This window comes from Bacteroidota bacterium (genome assembly GCA_026391695.1).
Classification (GTDB): Bacteria; Bacteroidota; Bacteroidia; order Bacteroidales; family JAGONC01; genus JAPLDP01.
Genome location: JAPLDP010000085.1, coordinates 65,899 through 84,374, shown reverse-complemented (window position 1 = coordinate 84,374; position 18,476 = coordinate 65,899). Strand labels below are relative to the sequence as shown.

At 41.5% G+C, this 18,476-nt stretch carries 10 protein-coding genes; all 10 read right to left on the bottom strand.

The annotated features are described in order from the left end of the window. Positions 1-123: 123 nt before the first annotated feature. The 10 genes from NT175_13130 to NT175_13085 all read right to left on the bottom strand — a co-directional run bounded on the left by NT175_13130 (position 124) and on the right by NT175_13085 (position 18,425). Positions 124-897, bottom strand: a complete 774-nt coding sequence (locus tag NT175_13130; GenBank protein MCX6235639.1) for a hypothetical protein — start codon at positions 895-897, stop codon at positions 124-126. A 426-nt stretch (positions 898-1,323) separates the two neighbouring features. Beyond that, on the bottom strand, positions 1,324-2,259 hold the full coding sequence (locus NT175_13125) for a hypothetical protein (protein MCX6235638.1): 936 nt from the start codon (positions 2,257-2,259) through the stop codon (positions 1,324-1,326). Between the two features lie 112 nt (positions 2,260-2,371). Then, on the bottom strand, positions 2,372-2,554 hold the full coding sequence (locus NT175_13120) for a hypothetical protein (protein MCX6235637.1): 183 nt from the start codon (positions 2,552-2,554) through the stop codon (positions 2,372-2,374). Between the two features lie 512 nt (positions 2,555-3,066). Continuing rightward, the gene (locus NT175_13115) at positions 3,067-3,936 is read right to left on the bottom strand and encodes a competence protein CoiA family protein (protein ID MCX6235636.1); all 870 of its coding nucleotides are present in this window, start codon (positions 3,934-3,936) and stop codon (positions 3,067-3,069) included. 269 nt (positions 3,937-4,205) lie between these two features. Further along, on the bottom strand, positions 4,206-7,313 hold the full coding sequence (locus NT175_13110; protein MCX6235635.1) for a T9SS type A sorting domain-containing protein: 3,108 nt from the start codon (positions 7,311-7,313) through the stop codon (positions 4,206-4,208). A gap of 11 nt (positions 7,314-7,324) precedes the next feature. Continuing rightward, on the bottom strand, positions 7,325-7,945 hold the full coding sequence (locus NT175_13105; GenBank protein ID MCX6235634.1) for a hypothetical protein: 621 nt from the start codon (positions 7,943-7,945) through the stop codon (positions 7,325-7,327). A 27-nt stretch (positions 7,946-7,972) separates the two neighbouring features. Continuing rightward, positions 7,973-11,737, bottom strand: a complete 3,765-nt coding sequence (locus NT175_13100; protein ID MCX6235633.1) for an ATP-binding protein — start codon at positions 11,735-11,737, stop codon at positions 7,973-7,975. Positions 11,738-11,765: 28 nt separating this feature from the next. Further along, complete coding sequence (locus tag NT175_13095; GenBank protein ID MCX6235632.1) at positions 11,766-14,933, bottom strand: hypothetical protein; 3,168 nt, start codon at positions 14,931-14,933, stop codon at positions 11,766-11,768. After that, complete coding sequence (locus tag NT175_13090) at positions 14,930-15,844, bottom strand: formyltransferase family protein (GenBank protein MCX6235631.1); 915 nt, start codon at positions 15,842-15,844, stop codon at positions 14,930-14,932. The genes NT175_13095 and NT175_13090 overlap by 4 nt, the downstream gene beginning before the upstream one ends. A gap of 7 nt (positions 15,845-15,851) precedes the next feature. Beyond that, positions 15,852-18,425, bottom strand: a complete 2,574-nt coding sequence (locus NT175_13085) for a TonB-dependent receptor (protein MCX6235630.1) — start codon at positions 18,423-18,425, stop codon at positions 15,852-15,854. Between the last annotated feature and the right edge of the window lie 51 nt (positions 18,426-18,476).

The window sequence follows — 18,476 nt, the reverse complement described above, 5'->3', positions numbered from 1 at the left end:
TGCATTGATGGGATTCTTCCACAAGGGAAAACATTTGAGCCTGTCGCTCGGTGGTGTTACTCATGCGCTTGAAATTTATCAATCCGCAAAAGTAAACCACAACCTCAGGCTAAACAATATGCATCATGCCGAAGGCTTACGTTTATATAATCCTAAAATTATATTCCATGCTTTGTCTGGAGGAATATGAATTAAATTCATCTCATTACTCTTTCTTATGGTCGAAGATAAAATAAATTCTGGTATTTTATGGTCTTTGGAATTAACATAAAAGATGTATAAGATACCTCCTATAACAAACAAATATGTATTATGCCCTTCCTTTATTTTAATCTTTCTTGGTTGAGTTATCAAATCCTGTGGTACTGAATTTTCAGTAACATACGACATTATAAATATTGGATAATCATCATTATCGCCAGGATTACCATTAATAATCATTTCTCTTATTTTTTCCTGATGTGGCCCAAGTTGGATTTCGGAAAAAAATGGTCGAGAAGAAATACTCGCTCTCCACAGAATTGACAATAAAAACAATTTGAATTTTTTATAATCAATATTCTTGCAAATTGTAAATTGTAATCCATCTTGACTTTTATAATTTTCACAAATTGGGGCATCTTTCTCAGGTAAAGATTTCCCATACATCATTTTGCTTGCATAATCCTCATATATTTGCCCTAAAAGTTTAATATCACAATCTGCACATAAAATTCCTTCTTCGTACTCTCCTGATGATGGTTTACTAATATGTGCCTCTCCAATCAATAATTCATAAGGTGTAAAAGAACTAATCCTATGATTAGAATCATATAAATCTTGATACATAAAATCCGGAATTATATGAGATTTCTTGATAAGTTGTTTATCCTTTATGCAAAGTTTACAAATTGCCATTGTGTCGTTCTTTAACCTTGTTGCCGACGTTTTGCAGCTACCCGCAGGCAGGGAAATGAACCTCTGAACTCTCTACGTGGTACTGCACTTCAAATATATTACTTTCCTGTCACTCAAGCACCTAAACCCTGCTTGCAGGTAAGTGCTGTTGCACTAAACCTTCGGTAGTTTTACTATCTTTGTAAAAATATTTTTCAAATTCTTTCTCGTAAAATATTATCAAAGATTTAAAGGTTATTTTGCTGACAATCTGCATGTTATATTTTTATTTTATACAAAATAACACTATAATTTGATAATTAACAGTCTTTTACGCAAAAACGCAATCCCCTATATAATTTATGTATACCACTTACGGTTCCGTGCAACAGGGCGTTCATTGTTCGTCCTACGGATGCAATGAACGCTTAGTTGTTTAGGCAACATTTATTTTAATTTTATAAAATTATCAAAATTACTATATGATGTTTCGTAATAGCAATTTTTGAAAAGCTCATCCGAATTATATTTAAAGTAATTCTTATAATATGAAAACGATTCGCTGGCGAGTCCATCAAATGTAGGATATTCATTACCACAAATAGAGTATATTTGAAATTGAACAATATTTTTTTCTTTAAAAGGCGCTATATGGAGAATTAATCTCATATGACAATTTTCAGTACATATAAATGTCGGATTCTTTTCTCTCAAATCAATATCATCAATTAAGTATTTTAAAATATTATTATCAGATTTCCACGAAGCAAAAGTTTTACTCATAACTCTAAGCTCAACCTTGTTTATTTGATTCGTTTTAATTTCTTTTACTTTATTATCAAATTCTACTTTATCAAAAACATAAGCATAATATGAAGTATAAGGCATCCATTCTTTCTCTAAATCGGGATACCTATAAGCACCATCTCGAAATTTCTTTATTAATATGTAATAAGCTGTATCTTGAAATTTGATTTCTCGTATTTGAAAATACAAAAAATTATCAAGTCCTAATCCGGTTTTTTCATGCTTCAATAAAGACCTTGACTCTAATGATAATTGTTGAGGAATAGTGTTATCTAAAAAAATCCAATCATCTTGCGGGCAAAGCATCCAACCTTTTGCGCTATTCAATTGTCCGAGAATTGTGTTTCCTATTACTGCCTTTTCTCTAATCTGTCTATCTTGAGAATAAATGGTCAAAATAGATAGATTAAAAATCAAAATAAATAGTAGTGTATTTTTCATAATTTGAGTATTATAATGAATGTGCGATTTTTTTAAATGTTGCCTAGTCGGGTCACGCAGGGGAATTTCACCCCTGCGTTCCCACAGAACCGTACGTGAAAGTCTCCCTTCATACGGCTCTTCCTGTTCAATCACAAATGTATAAGAACATTGTGGATATTACCATTACTGATAATTGGCTGTGATTTCGTTTCATTATAGTCAATCTTCCCATCACTGGTTGTCGTTTATCATGAAACTGAACAGGCTAAGCCCTTCGCTCCGCCTCCACCACAGAGGGTTCATCACTACTACGACTTAGTCCGCCGCCGCTATCTCGTGGTATTCCTCCACGTCTACTTCCTTGTTCAGTTAATAGATCGATAGCGACTTCCCTTGTTCCGTACAATAGCCTGTATTGTCTTCCTGCCAGCTTTACCCCGTATGTCATGTAACCGAAAATCAGGTCACCCGTTACACTTTGTCCCGGGTACAAACGTAGCTACCCGGTTTTGACATCTTCTCTTGCCGCTTACGAAGCTTCAGTCGCTGGTTCAATCAATTCAGTTCGACAATACTCACCTGCAAGAATCTTTGCCCTCGCTTTTCCTTATCGTTCACCACAACGAGAGTTTCCGCTAGTTGCAGCATAAGGTGGTTTGTAAACTACTCCTGACAGTCATCTACGGAAGTCCATTTCTCTAATCCGATTCGTAAGGTCGGCCAGTCTGTTCGCTTGACCTCCACACGCTTACAAGAATTTTCAAAGAGTCTTCCATCTTTCATACAGCCCTTATTCCTTGTTCAGGGGAATAAGTTCAAGGCACACACGGTTGGCCGGCAGCCGCAGTGCGGGTTTTAGCAGATTTTATATTTGAGTTTCGTAATCATGTTTAGTAGCTCCAACCACTTTCCTTACCACCTTACCCCACATTGAGGCTGCCGGCTCGTTAGTGCCCGTTATCATTGATATTTATTTAAAAAAGTAGATTTTGAAATTATCAATCCAAAGCCATTTCCATTTGAGTGAAGAGTTTTAATTAAAAAAAGAAATCCATTATTAAGATCGATAAATTTGGGCATTTTCGTAATAGACCATGACTTTCTCATTGTTTTCCAACGGAAAGAAGTACCATGATTTTTTGTCGGTTTGCAATATTTTTTAATCCGTTGATCAAGTAGATAACCTCTAAAACTATTTTGAATTTCAAGTGGAAGTTTTGGATCAGGTCCATTTCTTTTTCGTGCCCAGAATTCTTTTCCTTTCCCTTTATCGAAAAATTTCTTGTAGTTATTCATCTGAACTGATTCTAATATTGATCCGTTATCATCTTCAGGTATAATGATGGCAAAATCCAGATCCCCTTCGTGATAAGGAATTATATGCTTAAACCAAATCTCATCAACAAACTCAAATCCGAAATCTTTTAAGATAAAATTATGTTTAAACTCTTTTGAGTTAATTACCCAAATCATTTTGCCATAAAAGCTCTCCCTTTTTCGAACCTCAGTTGAAGATATTTGAGAATTTTGAATTTCAATCACTAAATTATCTTTACAAACTATATCAGCAAGATGATATTCATTACCTTTTCTAACAAACACATCTGTCCGTTCATGTGGAAAATTTTCTTGCCAGGAAATGTGCCATTCAGTCATCGGTTCATAATTCCATGAATCACAATCAGAATTGTTTTCATGAGCCCAATGCCAAATATTAAATTCACCACATTTTGCTATAAGATTTGATCTACAAGAGGGATTAGGACACAATGCTCGTCCTTGTGGATACGCACGAACTTTATTTCCTATTTTATCAATTGCGTAAATCACTTTTTTTTGATAATGGGCACCAACTATCTGCTAACAGCAATATTACTAATTATTTTAGAAAAATCCTAATTTAAATAAAACCAATGGATTATGTATGGTGTAGACCCTTCCAAGGATAAACCAGCACTTAAATTGGTACCGGCTTTTTTTATGAAAAATAGGGGCAACATGCCGGCAAGTTGCCTCTGATTTTTTGACTTTTTTTAGGTGGCATTTCTAAGAAAGCACGGATGCCATCTTTTTCGAAAGATGTCATCCGTATCAATAAATTATTCCAGTTTTATGAGCTTTTTTGTTTGGCGCTGATTATCTGAATCAATCACTGAAACAAAATAGATTCCTGCTCCCATCTCAATTCCATCTTCATCTTTGCCATTCCATTTATATTCATTAATGCCGGTATGCTTCACATTAATTCCTTTTTTCAGCACTCTCTTTCCCTCAATATTTTGAATTTCAACTATAAAAGTACTGTGCTCCCTGGCGTCAAATCGGATGATTGTTTCATTTGTGAATGGATTTGGGGAAGGATCGTAGAGAATGAATGATGCTTGTTCACCGATGTATTTATTTTCTGTGCCCAGATTTCCTCCGGTTATCACCACTTGTGCCTGCTCACCTGAAAACTGGAAATGAACCTTTAGCGTATTTTCAGACTGATCTGTATAAGCTGCCTCGGGCAAATTAAAAAATTCTTCCAGTGTACTGACGACAGTAATACTCTCACCATTGACCTTAACTTCATCCGGATTTTTACTTATTCGTTTAATATCAAAGATCATCTCCCTTTGTTCCGGAGCACCTGTATATCCGGGTCCATTTTTTTCGATAAGAATTGAAACCTGGTTTTCTGTCACATCACCACTAAAGGAGAATATCTGCCAAGCCCCATTTAGATAGGCATCCCTTGTCACCCCGTCATCCAGATAAAGCACATCCGTTGATGTATTCACATCTTTGTCGGGGTAATACCAAATTGCAAGCGTATCTGAATTGTAATAGTCAGTGGATATTGCCGGAGCGGTCACAGGAATGAAGCTGCCTGCTTTGATGAGTACAGGGATCCTTTCGATCGGAGAATTGATTGTATAAAAATCTTCACCGGTATATCTTGCTTCCGTCCAGAAATCGATCCAGACACCTTCCGGGACTGACACCTCTCTGGATGTCTGATCGCTTTCCATTACCGGTGCCACCAGTATATTTTCTCCCCAGAAATACTGGTCGTTGATATTTCCCAGAACGGGATTACCGGGATCAAAGTAGTTCATTGGCATTGCCAGGGGCCGCCCCGTTGTGCTGTTTTTCCATGCAATGGTATAATTATAGGGCAGCAATTGATATCGCAGTCTGATAAAATTCCGGAGAATGTTTTTATAGGGTTGTGGATAAAAGACAGGTTCTGTTGGAACCCCAGAGCCATGTGCCCTCATGACAGGGCAAAAAGTTCCGAACTGCATCCAGCGTGTATATAACTCATTATCTTGTTCCGATCCTGCAAAGCCACCCAGGTCGGAAGCCATATAAGCTGCACCGTTCATCCCCATACCCAGCATGACAGGGATCTGTGCCTGCAGTCCGTCCCAGCTTTTTTGCACATCGCCCGACCACGGAAATGTGCTGTAACGCTGCATTCCGCTATATCCAGAGCGGATCAGATTGAATAATCGCTTATCCGGATATTCTTCCACGTACCCTTCATAGATATTCTGAGCCCACATAAGGGAATAGACATTATGGAATTCTCTTGCCGGTCCTTGCTTGTGTAACATGTCATCGGGATGCGATTCCGGTTCTCCCAGGTCGCACCACCAACCCTCCACACCTTCGTTGATCCTGGCTCTGTAAAAATTCCACATCCAGTTCCGTGCTGCAGGAATTGTGAGGTCAAGCAGGGCAGAGGGACCGGTCCAGAAATCATCCAAAATATAAGTGCTACCCGTTGTATTTGTGCAAAGATAGTGATTGGCATTCAGAAACGGGTACCAGGTACTTTCAAGCGTATAGTAGGGCTCTGAAACAAGAATAGTCTTAATACCTTCCTGTTTGAAGTCGCTGATCATAGTGACCGGATTTGGCCAGCGGCTAATATCCCATGTCATGTTGCACATTTGAGAGGTACCGCCATACCAGTATAGGTCGAGAATGATCGCATCCATGGGAAAGCCTTCTGCTCTCATTTGATCCACCACCGAACGTGCTTCTCCTTCGTTTTCATATCCATAACGCGACTGTAAATATCCCAATGCCCACAATGGTGGCAATGGCTGACGACCCGTCAAAAGTGTATATTCATCCAACAGGTCATCAAAGGAATCTCCGGAGATATAAAAATACGGCATGGGGGAAGCTTCATTTGAGAAATCGAGGACAGAAGGATTGGTGGCGCCAAGGTCAAACCTTCCGGGCCACTGGCTATCAAAAAAAAGCATATAACCTTCTGAGGATACAATGGCTGGTATTGAAATGTTCAGGTTCATCTCGCCATAACTATATCCATAGTGCGGCTGGTTATAGTTTTCCAGCACAAAACCACGCCGGTTCACTGGCAATGCTCTGGATCCGCAGCCATAGAGCTTTTCTTCATCATGGAGGTTAAACCGTACCCCTTCTCTGCCAAAACGTGTGTAAATGCCCAGCTCATCAGATAATAAAGGTTCGTTATTCTCCAGGAAGGATAACCGCAAGGGATGCTTAGTTACTATGACATCCTTTTCACCATAGCTAAAAAGTAAGTAACCGGTATGATCCTCGAGCATTTGTGAAGTAGATTGTGATTCAAGAATAACACTGTATGAGGTATCGTTAAAGGCCGTTCCTTCCGGAATGAAAGTAACCCGCAAAACATTTGCTGTATATGGCAGTAGTTCCATCTGCCCATTACTGGCTGTTATGACAAGCCGGTGCCCGTCCCATGAATGGCTAAGATATTCACCGACCGGAGTGAGGTTGATGGAATATATAATATCCGTTCCATCGGCATTTGTTCCGATCAGGGAGCCGTCAGCGTTCCTGAATACAAAGGCAATCTGGAGCGCTGTTTCTTCCTCCGGATTGAAGTTGTAAAAAGAAAGGATCTGGTAACTTATTTTGTAAAGATTTTCCCCGATCTTTTCCATCAGAACTTTAGGATCGGGCTGGCCCCAATTACCCACAACATGTTTCCAGTCATGCCAGTCGACACTTTCGGTGGTGATAAGCCCGGTGTGAGCATAGACGTCACCGTTATACCCTGCCAAATTGCCGTTACCAAGAGAAGCGTTATAAATAATCTCTATGTAATCCGTGTTAACAGGGAATTCGGGTAACACGGTCAAAATTTGGGATTCTGTAATGGAGAAAGAAAAGATAAAAAAGATAAGCAGGACCGTTTTCATTATAGCTTATTTTAATCCGTTTCGATGACACCCTTCTTACCGAAGATGGCATACACTCCAAACATAGCAGCAGGTTTGCCATAGGTGAAATCCCAGTAAGGAGCTACCCATATATGGATAGGAGGCTTATTCAGGCAGGTATAGTCAAAGCGCGGACCCAGGGCATAAATAGTAAATTCCTTGATCCCTTCGATACCGACTTTAAAGGATTTCAGATTATAATAAAACTGTAACGCAAAGCGGTCATTATCGCTGCCAGGGCCATGTCCGAATAAACCCAGCAGTGAGAATCTGCCTTTTGATAAATAAAAATTCGGCATGATCCTCCAGATGTGCTCTTTATCGTCCTGGAACCCGGCCATAAAACCGATGTAGATCCAATCCTTCAGCTGATATCCGACACCTGCAACGCCTTCGCCCCAGCCAGGGCCGGCATACAGATAGCTACTAAAAGAAATTTTTTCATCGAAAAAATATTCGGCTCTGATGGTAAGCCGTGGTTTCACCGCACCCTTGTATGCCAGGTTGAATTGGTGGATCAGGAATGTGGGCTGACCAAAACACTGGCCTGCCCCCAGGATCAGATAGATGGATAAAATCAAGTAGACACTTTTGCAATATTTCTTTCTCATATCTATAATCTGCAATCTGATTTTCCCTTATCCCCTGTCGGGGATGGTAATGATGAATTCCGTTGATTCGCCTTCTTTTGAGTTAACCTCAAGCTGCCCGTTATGGATGTTCTTGATGATATCATAGCTCACCGAAAGCCCTAATCCTGTGCCTTTTCCTGTCGGCTTGGTCGTAAAGAACGGATTGAATACCTTGTCGATGATCGCCTGTGGTATTCCGCTGCCATTATCCTTAATGCGTATTTCGATCTGTTTGCCCAATCTTTTTGTCGAGATGCTTATCTCAGGTGAATACCCTTGTTTTTGCCGTAAGCTCTTCTCAAAAACGGCATAACAGGCATTATTAACGATGTTAATGATGACCCGGCTGAAATCCTGTGGGACTATTTTAACCTTGCCAACCGCAGGATCCATATCCTTCTTAAAAGTTACATTGAATTCTTTGTTCTCTGCCCGTGTTCCATGATAGGAGAGGTTGACGTACTCTTCAACGAGAACGTTGACATCCGTCAGGAGGAGCTCTCCTGCCACGCCCCTTGAGTGTTGCAGCATGCCCTTCACGATCCGTTCAGCCCTGTTGCCGTGCTCATTGATCTTTTTAACGTTTGACAACAGCATTTCGACAGTTTCGGCCATCTCTTCCAAGGAACCGGATGACACATTCTTCTTGAGGTTCTCAAGCGATCCCTTCAGCTCTTCTGCCAGGTCGATCGAAAGGTTAGAGAAATTATTTACGAAGTTCAGCGGATTTTGAATTTCGTGAGCGATTCCTGCGGTCAGCTGACCAAGAGATGCCAGTTTCTCGGATTGAATGAGTTGTTTCTGTGTTTCCTTAAGATTATCCAGCGTTGCCTGCAGGTCTTCAAGGATTTTTGTTTTAATAAAAGCTGAGATGATATGTTCTTTTGAGTTTTTGATAAATCCGAAATCCTTTTTGCTGAAGGCATTCTCCTTTGTCATATTTTCAAGGATAAGAAATCCCTCAATCCTGTTTTCGACCTTGATGACCAGGATGAGCATGGATCGGGCCACGCCCGCTTTACCCGGATCCTTTTTATCTTCTGTATCTCTTAAATCGCTTTTAATAAAGATGTCCTCATAGATTTCAATCGTGTTTTTCAGGATCTTTTCTTCAGCTTCTTCAAGACCAAACTGGATGGTTTCAACCTCTTTCTGGTCCCATCCAAAATTGGCTTTGAGTTTATATGCCTCGGCGCCTTTATCATAAATATAGGCGGAGGCTCTCTGCACGCCCCTGATCATGGTCATCTTCTCAAGTACCGACTGCAGGAGCCTGGCAAAATGAAGCTCTGCATTGATCGATTTAACGACATTATTTATCTTCTCCAGTTCCTCATTCTTATCCGATAATTCCAGCGATTTCTGCTCGATCTCTTCTTTCTGCCTGACCACTTCTGTTGTCCTGTCCTGGATGATGTTCTCAAGGACCTGCTTCTCCTTTACCAATTTTCTGGAGCGAAGCAGGACGATAAAATAAATGACTACACCCACCAGGATTATATAAATGATGTAGGCCCACCATGCCATGTACCATGGTGTGAGTATCTGAAATGCAAAGGTTGTTTCATTGCTGACCTTGTCGTAGATGTTTCTGGATCTAACATGAAAAACATAGTCGCCCCTGGTAAGATTGGTATATTCTTTTGTATTTTCAACACGCCATTCCGACCATATCCTGTCAAATCCCTCAAGAAAATACTGGTACCTGATAACGCCATTGACATAATATCCTGTGGAAGAATAACCAAAAGAGACCGAATTATATGCATAATCGATCTCGGGGATGAGATTGGCATTCTGGCTTTCCACGGCAATATTTCCTGCATTGAAAAAGGTGCCCTGGAAGATGACCGAGTCATTTTTTAGTGTCACTTTTCGGAGCAATGTGGAAAAGGGTGCATTATAGTTCTTTATTACTGCAGGATCGTATCGTATCAGTCCATCAGGTCCGCCAAACCATGTAATGCCATCCTCCTCCGGGAATATGATCCATGCAACAAAATCATTGATAGGGAGGAACGGGGTTTTGAATTTTTCATACGTGACGCCTGACTTTTTATATAATGTCACATCCTCCTCATCACCACCGGTTGTCCACAGATTTCCTGACTTATCCTCGATGATCCTGCTGAGCCAGATGGTCCTGTCAATACTGTCGTTCTGAAACATCGGGAAGATCTCTATTGATTTCGTAATAGTGCTATAATGATACAGACCTTGTCTTGTTGTCAGAATGATTCCGGACGACAGATCATTGATGTGGTTACCTGTCATGAAAGGAAGACCTGTTGTTGTGTCAATTTTTTGTATCAGCGTTCCATCTGACGTATTGCAGAGATAGATGCCGTTAATAGGTGTATTCAGCCACAGGTTTCCGTTTTGATCTTCCGCGATCTCCCGGATTTCTGTTGAAATTCCAGTTCTCTTTTCTGTCCAGTGATTTTGTATTTTCTGCAGGATGAGGAGACCATCGGTTTGTCCGGCAAAAACGATGGATGGATTTGATTCAGAGCGGCAGAGTACCAGTGAAAATCCGTCACAGATAAGCCGGCAGTCATCGCCGTTTATCTCGTATACACCCTCTGTGGTGGCGGCAAGGAGATCATTATCGTAAGGAAGGATGGACCAGCATGCAGTCGTGATCCCGGGTATAGCCTTAAATCCTTTCTCTTCCTTTGAATATCTGTATAAACCCTGGTATGTTGAGACATAGAGCTGTTGCTCCAGCCTCACCATCCCGGTAACGCCACCGCTGATTCTTTTCCGTTCATCGCTGACGGAGAGGGGAGAGGGAATTTCGATGAGAGCGAGGCCGTTGTTTAATGTAACCCATAAAGAGTTGCTTCTGTCAGTGAACAGCCCTGTGACATTTTCATTCCGTAAACCTGCATCTTTATCAATGACCTGTTCGTTGGTGCCATCAGACGAAATCGTGATCAATCCTTTTCTTGCAGTACCAAAGACGAGTGTCCCGTCATTCATCTTTATGCCGCATGTAATTGTTGAAGACTCAAAATCCTGGTCTGCCTCAGTGGTGAATTTTTCAATTCCATTTTGGGTCATGATGTACAATCCCTGGTTGAAGGTGCCAACAATCACATGATTCATGGATGATGGAACCATGGCTGTGATTTCGGTTGCCAGGGGTAATCCGTTGCTTTCAGTTACTTTTAATGGTTGGCTTCCCTGTAACTTCATAAGTCCCTGGTCCTTTACAAAATAGTACAGAATACCGTTGACGAAGAAGGAGGATAGAATGCCACTGTCTGAACGCAGGCAGGTTATGGTGTCATAATCATATAGCAATATTGATTTTTCCGTGACGAAGTAGACGCCTTCGGGTGTTGCAAACGTGCTGATGACATCCAGAAAATCCCGGTTGTTGACCTGTAATAGTCCATTTAAGGAATTGAATTTCATATTGCCAGTGCGATCGGGTGCCAGGTAGCCAATCTCGCCGCGTGCCCCGGCAAATATTCTCCCCAGACTGTCGCAAGCGAGAGAGGAGACTTTAGAGATGTTCGCGGTTGTTATGATCCTCCATGTCGCACCATCGTATTCAAGAATTCCTGCAAAATTGCCAAAGTACATTACTCCCCTGTGGTCCTGCACAACGGCAAAGTTTTGTGTATTGGCCTTATAGTCATCTGCACTGAAATTTCTGATAAACGGGTATCCTTCTTCATTTCCCTGGCCTGAGGCTTCCATGAGCGAAAGACAGGAACATGCGAAAAGCGAGAGCAACAGCTTCAGTTTTGACCAGATGTTCATATCGTGAGGTATTTATTTCAGGATCATGTTAATTAATATAATACGGGATGAATTTTTGGGTAAAATCTGATTGTTCCGGCATAATGTTATAAATCTCCCTGATATCCAGTTTTAATAAAAGGGTTTCTTTGATGGCAATATATTTAGCATCCTTTACCGAATCCCTTTCTGTTTCAATTATAAAGATGTCCCCGCTTTTAAAGGCTCTTTCTTTCTGCTGGCCCGTGGTCATGACGATTTGACCTGATAAAACAATATAAATGAATGCCGGACCTCCACTGTGTCTCTCTAGAATCTCGTCCTTCCCGATACGCATTTCTGCAACTGACATCGCCAGTTCAGAAACGATAAAATCCGGCAATACCGAAAATAATCCAGTGCTCTTCAATGATTCGATTTTCTCCGACACAAGAAGGTTTGCCCTGTATGACTTTCCGCCTTCCAGTTTTTTCGTTATGGGTTCGAGCCTTTTTTTATCCTCGATTTTTTGTAAGGCGAGGGTGTCGAAAAACTTTTCAATGTCAATGGTATGAAGCACCCATGCGGCTGTTTCCCTGATAATCTGCGATGGGTTAATGATATTAGCACATAGAATAGGTGAAACAAGCTCGCGGTCATAATTCACCAGGAGTTCCATGGCACATGCTTTTGTCCATTTACTGACAACATTATAATCCTTGTTAATGATGTCAACCAGCCGTTCATAACGGGATAGTTTTTCCTGAGGGAAGCGAGCACTGAACATGTGCAATCTATCCTGGATCGAAATGTCATCAAAGAGAGGTAACAGGATATCCTTTATTTCCAGGGAAACCACCATATCACTTATTTCCAGGGCAAAAATTTTGGACTGATTATTTCCGCTTTCGATGTTTTTCCTGATCAGTCCTATGGTTTGGGAATCATACATAAGCGAAAGCAACAGAAAGATATGTTCTTTTTTCTGGGTTAATTCATCGTTCAATGCCTGGTGTAGATACTTCGTCTGGCTCTCTTCACCGGTATCAACGATGGTGGCCATAGTCCATACCATGGCTTCGACGATGTTCTCAATGGTTTGCCTTATGGAAACCCTTTCTGAAGTATCAGCCTTATATCCCAGTAAGCTGAGTGCGATCAGTACCTGGATGCGGATATCCTTCTCGGGGAAATTGATCTTGCTTCTGAGATACTTAATCGCCTGTTCACCGCCTATTTCCCTGTATAACCTGATAATCCTCATCTGAGCCTGGGTATTGTTCATGGATTTACGGAACAGCTTTTCAAGTTCACCAAGGATAGGTTCACCAATATTTCTTATGGCAGAAGATGCGGTGGATCCAAATTCAGGAGAGGTCAGGTTTTCAACAAGTCTGGGCCACAATTCAAACCGTTTGGCCTTGCCTGAAGCGATCAGTGCTGCCTTTTTAACACCCGGATTCTTGTCCACCATCAATTCGGATAATATCTGAATGGTTTTATACCGGGGTGAATATGCGAGAAGCCTTGCCGCTGTTTCCCTGTTCTCTGTTTCCTTTGATTTGGAAAGATTGGTTAACAGATCGAGAGAATAGCTTTCAGCAATGTCCAGCTCTTTTAAAGTTGAACGGATTGAGGATGCCAGTGATTCATTTTCCGGATTGGAAAGAAGGTTTTTAAGAGATTCTCTGGCTGTAATGATCTGCCTTTGCTCGATGTAGCCGATGATCTCCGTCTTTTTTTGCGCAGGGGACTGCGATAAAAGATCAGTGATCATGGATTCCGATCTGATCGGATCAATATTCTCGGCCAGACGGAAGAGCTGCCGGATACTTTTTGGATCGGTTTTCAGTATGCTTTCATTCAGAAATGAAAGGCTATGTGCGGAAACCTGGTGAGCCATTTCCGTGATCTCCGTTTTTTGTCCTTCAAGCAGTTCTTTTATCCGGCCGCGGTATGACCTGTACATCTTATAGGCAAACCTTATCCATAATATCAGAACAAGCAGGAAGAACCAATTGTAATGAACCAAATTTAAAAAGCCTGCACTGGTGAACAGCGTCAACACTAATCCGGTGATTATTGTGCCGAGGGCCTTTGGAATACCTTCAATCTGGTTCTGGAAAGCAAGCCGTTGTTCCGGAGGTACCGGCTGGTAGAGAATCTGAAAGGCAGGTTCATAGATCGATCCTCTTACGGCCCGTTCCAGGAGACGGGTAAACACGATGAATGCAAAGAACATCCCCATGGGTCCATAGAATGTACCAAACAGTGCAGCCAGCGAAGTGCTGATCAGCAATGCCATGGGCAGGGATAATAAACTGGCTTTCAGACCATACTTATTCAACATCCTTCCGGAAACGAAGAGCTTAAAAATTAGCTCAACAACAGCAACAAATCCAAGGACATATCCGAAGAACCTAGCGATGGTTTCCTGGTCATTGCTGAATTCATGTTTGGTCTGATGTAAAAACATGAAATCGACGAATAGATAGCCGAATATTGGCAGGAGAGCCATTAACGATGTCAAAAAGAAGTACGGCTTTTTAATCAGGCTCCTGTATTTCCATTGCCTGCCCTCCTGTAGTGTTTTTTTAGTAGTTATGGGAACAGTAATATCGAGCTCTTTCCTGTATGATTTAATGATGATCAGCGCAACAACCAGACAGATCAGGAATGAAAAAGAGGAAAGGAACAGAAGCGACGGTGTTTTAATGAATTGAAGCAGCAGAGGGATGGAAAAGTATCCAATGATAATGGATATCACCTCTCCGGTGCTGATGAGACCAAAAATCCTCTTCCCCTGCCTGAGATTGAAGAGTTTTCCTGCGATCCCCCAGAATGTGACCAGGCTGATGTATACCAATACCCTGACGAATGTGTACATGATGAAGGTGAGTACATCCGATTCCTTAAACTGGATGCCGAGGCTGATAACCACCACTGCTGCAAGGACAAAAATGAATTTAACGATCAGCTGATTGGCAACAGTTAACCGTTTATCTGCCAGGGAGAGCAAGAGCCATGTCAGGTAGACGGCTATCCCTGAAGCAATAAAAGACAGGGATATCATCCGTGAGGAGAAGTGCCTGATGAATATGGCATTGGAAGCAGTAAAATAAAATGCTAATGCCAGCCCCATGAAAAATGAAAACAGGATTAGCAAAACCACGGGTTTGCCTTCACCCTGACGTACGTTCAGCAGGGTTAAGATCCGGTTGGTCCTGTTAGTTGTCATGGGTATGGTAATTTATAATCTTCATCAGGATCATTGGAAGATGGTTTCAATAACAGTTTCTTTATATGAAGGGGTATGATTTTCTCAAAGTCCACCTGATTTACACTGCCTGTTTCTCCCTTTCTTTTTTTCTCCAGGATTTTCATGACTAAGCCATAGGTCATCCATCCACATATTGACGGGATTTTCTCCTGTAATGACAGGATGCTGTCAGGGTAATTCCCGTTTTCCAGAGCGATATTGATGACCGGCGATATCCCGACAATTGGCCCGCCATCGATTGTTTCTGTTACAATGTGAAGGATCATATTTGAAGTGGTCCTTCCGTTATCAATCGTCATGATATATGGCTCAGCACCTGCACCGATATTGGATGCAAGGTCGGAAGGATGAAAATTGTACATCCCATAGGAAGGATACTCATAAATCGGCGCGTCAATCTTTTGTCCGAAACAACACATGATAATCACTTCCGGATCCCATGTTTTGAGGAGCGCTCTGAAATAATCATTTTTGACACCCCCTGTATAACAGGGTAACCCATATGAAAGCACAGTATCTTTCACAAGGTTCATCAGATATGATTTTTCTTCAATGGAATAATATTTCCAGATTCTTTTCCTGACAAATATTCTTGCCCTTGGATCCAGCGGATCATCAGTGGCAACAGCTCTGATATTGATGCTTCCGGGGAATTTCCTATCCATACGTATGAGGATTTCCATAACCAGATGCATGGAAGTGGTGCTTCCGAAAACGGCGATTCTCAGTCCATCCTTCTTTTCCGGCATGTTTACAGGGATAAAAAGTTGTCCCCATTCAGATGCATCATTGACGATGACCCTGAATGAGCCTTTTGACCCGGAAACTTTTAGGGAATTTTTATCCGTCATTTTTTTGTTTCTTGCCATGATGATCTCAGAGTGCATAAAGGATTCTGATTACGAAATGTCTTCCACGCTGGAGGATACTTGTCGGATTCAGTGCGCCATCCGCTGCTTTGGTTCCCGGATGGAAGTAAGTTTTATTGAAAATATTATTGCAGACAAACTCAAGTTTCAGCCCCGGTAAAATATCCGAATAACTTATGGCACCATTGAAGACAGTTACCGCAGGGAATTTATCATAGTTCAGCGGAACTGTTGTACCAGGACCTGTTTTCCTTTCACTTACATAGTTCATGCGTAGGTTAATATTTAGTTTTTCAAAGAAGACCTTATTTATTCCGGCATTGAACTTATGACCGGCTATGTCTCCGACCCTGTTATCTACAGGTCCTGTTTCATTGTATGTTTGTCTGGGGTCAGTGAATGTATAATTCAAATAAGCTGTGAAATAGTTTGTTTTATAGGATGCACTGGCCTGAATGCCATTGATCTTAAAGGTACCTATGTTGGCATTCTGGTTTTTACCCGGTTGTTCCGGAACAGCAATTGTTCCAACTACATCATAGATATTCGAATGGTAAATAGCTATGTCAAAATACAATTCTTTATTTGGCATCCATGTAGCGGTGAATTCATAGTTTTGAATGCTTTCAGTGCGCAGATTCGGATTGGGTATACGGTTGCCTGCCATGGAAAACTTGGTCCAGTTTGATACATTCTCAATGCCTCGTGAATAGATAGCTTTGAAAACAAAATTTTTGGGTGAATAGACAAGGGCAGCCCTCGGGCTTATTTCAGAACCAAAGCCGCCGCTGGAGCGGATCCGGTCATAGTCGTACCGTGCACCTAATGTAAGCTTAAGATTTTTCAGCAGTTCATACGTTCCCTGGGCATAAATGCCAAGATCCCAGACGTTGAATTGATTGCCTCCCATGGGTGATGGAAGGACAACGGCTGAATCCTGGGGATGAGAATCGGTGCTGAACAGATAACCACCCTGAAGGGAACTGTTTCTGACCTCTATACCGGTGACAATATCGAGTTTCGTCAGGGGTGTATAGATGAATTTCAGCTCGGTGCGGAGCTGCTTTGAAATCTCAAAGGCATATTGCGTGATCCACTCAGGTTCAATACCATTTACAAGGTCAGCAAGGTCTTTGTTGCCCCTTGCATAGTTACTCAGCGAGACAAACCTGGAGTCTTCAGTTAAAGCATGTATCCTGTAATTGGTGAGGCTTGAAATAAACAACTTGTCGCTGACCTGGTCTTCATATTTCGCATAGACGAAGGATAATTGCGGTACCCAGACGAATCCGTTTTCTGAACCAGGTACATAAAGGTCGGTATATTGGGTTGTTGAGCCCTGGCTCATTTTCCAGGTCTGGAAGCCGAAGCTGAATTTTCCAAACCTCATCTTGCCATTCAGGAACCAGCTTTTTGCATGGTCGGTAAATCCTATTTTGTTGCCGTTCACGACCTGGTCATAAGCTGATTTGTCAAATGCACAGGCAGCATTATTGCCCTCCTCCGTAAGAATGATCTCTGAAGTGTCGGGAGATACAATATAAAATGGATTACTGGCAGCGAGGTGATTATCGATAAGGTATTCCCTGGCATTCTTTTTTATGCTTAACAGACTGATGTAATCCACACTGTCGTATGCATCCGGATTATAATCAAAGTACGTTTGGCTTGAGAGGTCCATTCCATCCGATGCATAAATCCTTCCCGTCAGGGAAAAACTGAACTTTTTTGCCCTGCCTGCAAGGCTCAGGTCTAGACATCTGGTATTATAGGTTCCATAGCCGGCATTTGCTTTGAGTCCCCATTTCTTTTCGCCACTGAAAAAACTATTTTCATTTTGAGTAATCACGTTGATGACGCCGGCAAAGGCATTTGGTCCATACATGGTGGAAGCAGGGCCATAAATGATTTCGACACGTTCAATATTGGATAATGGATACTGCCGGGATATGTCGGTCCAGTTGGTCCACAGGTCATTGTCCTCAATACCATCAATAAGCATAAGTGTTTTTTCTGTACTGTTCTGGCGGAATCCCCGTTGATAGATATTCGCCAGTTGCGACCCATAAAACAGGGTGATGTCGAATCCCGGAACATCTTTTAATAATTCAACAAGGTCCATGTAACCACGCTGCTCTATCTCTTCTCGAGTGATGACGATAATATTGGCAGGAGCTTCATAAATCGATTCTGCCTTTTTTGAAACGGATGTGACCTGCTCGGATAAAGAAGCCTGCTTAAGACGGTTGATCAGATTTATAAATCGTGGGAGATCAAAAATATCAGGCTCAAAGTTCGGATTTATCTTTAAAAGATCTTCTGCCAGTTTGCTTGACGTGCTGACAGAATCCATTGCCAGATAGGTCAGTGACAGCAATCTGTAGGCTTCTGCCTGCTGTGGTCCACTGAATCCTTTATGAATACAGTCGCTCAGGAGAGTAATGACCTGATTGAAATTTCCTGTTTCATATTTCTTCCGCGCTTCGGTCAATGTCACATCGCTGCATTCATTTTGGGATAGAACTGGCAGGATAGACATCACCAGGAAAATCAGGATAAAATAGTATTTTATAATTCTCATAGAACGTTTATTTTCATCGTTTTACCTTGCATGACGGTTATTTCATTTACT